This is a genomic window from Oleiphilus sp. HI0132, from assembly GCF_001635845.1.
In genome coordinates this window covers 1-1,223 of the sequence record NZ_LWGJ01001834.1, presented here as the reverse complement: position 1 = coordinate 1,223, position 1,223 = coordinate 1, and the positions used below count along the sequence as shown (strand labels likewise).

At 40.0% G+C, this 1,223-nt stretch carries 2 protein-coding genes; both read right to left on the bottom strand.

The window, feature by feature from the left end; all coding sequences use genetic code 11:
* Positions 1-363 precede the first annotated feature (363 nt).
* Complete coding sequence (locus A3766_RS27680) at positions 364-606, bottom strand: hypothetical protein (protein ID WP_156490373.1); 243 nt, start codon at positions 604-606, stop codon at positions 364-366.
* Positions 607-652: 46 nt separating this feature from the next.
* Positions 653-1,223, bottom strand: a 571-nt coding sequence (locus tag A3766_RS31730) for a hypothetical protein (RefSeq protein WP_082907244.1), incomplete at its 5' end; no start/stop codon positions are given.

Sequence of the window (1,223 nt, the reverse complement as noted above, 5' to 3'; positions counted from 1 at the left end):
CTAGGGAAACCCAACTTCTCAGTCAATGTTGATGGCTTAGCTACAGCTTCTGTTGAATCCGTTCTAGAGGCCGTCGAAGAAGAATAATTAAGGTTGATCGAACAGGTCTAATTGTTTTTCTGAACTGTTTTTTCTTCGTAAGGTAAAGCCAAGTTGGGAATGTACTTCTGATAACCAGGCTCGATAAGCCTGTCCACACCTAGCTTCAAATGGGTAAGCCTGGTTTAGTTTTTTCCGTATCAGCTTCACATCATTTTTCCCCGTTTCGAGGATAACTGCATGAATAATTGGTCCCGCGAGCTCTCTATAATGATCTAATTTCGACGCAGAAGACACGGGTTCCAGACAGCTGACCAGGTTAAATTAATGCACAGTGAAAGTTTGAGTGACTGCCCTTGCCTGATCGGAAAGCGTTTTATTGAGATTCTTAACTAAAAGGTTAAAGGTAACCAGAGTAAAACCATCTTGCGCATATTCGAAAACAGCGTCTATATCCAGGATGAACCCTTTATCAATGTTGGTTTGAACTAGGTCCAGCATGAGTTCTACAGCATCGGTTAAACCATCTATGTCTTCACAGAAAGGAATCTCTATAGGTCTTTTCAAAAAAACTGCCTTCATTTTTTTTCTATTATGCATCAGGGATGTTTGGCTAGTATAACTCAATTGCAACAGATGCCTCTGCACAATTGTCAGGCTCAGATATCAAGCAGGTCTCTATTATAACATTGGCATCTTTTGGAATAATATCCAGAAAATCCGTTGCATCGACAACATGATTTTGGATACCTTCAGGCTTATTTAAAGGAATACTTGTTGTAGAAAATTGGTTCAAATTATCCTTTGCATATACACTTTCAAATGAAGCGAATTCACTACACCCATAATCTGCTCCCAATGCCATTGGGAAAGAACACTGGATAGTGAACAACTCCAGATCATTATCAATCTCAATAATATCATTATCACTCAGATAGACCTTTGCTTGGTAAAGCTCTCTTTGATTAACACCTAACGTAGTGTCATCCGAATATTTAACCGTTGTCATCCAAGTTATGCTTAACTTTTCTTCAGGGTTAAAGTGATTTTCTGTACTTCTATCATTTGAAAGCAGATTAAAAACCTTTGGGTCTAGAGGTGCCTCTCTAAACTCGATTACTAACTCAGGCCCTACTCCACCGCCTTGACCACCATTAGTTCCAGGGGCAGCTCCACCGCCACCA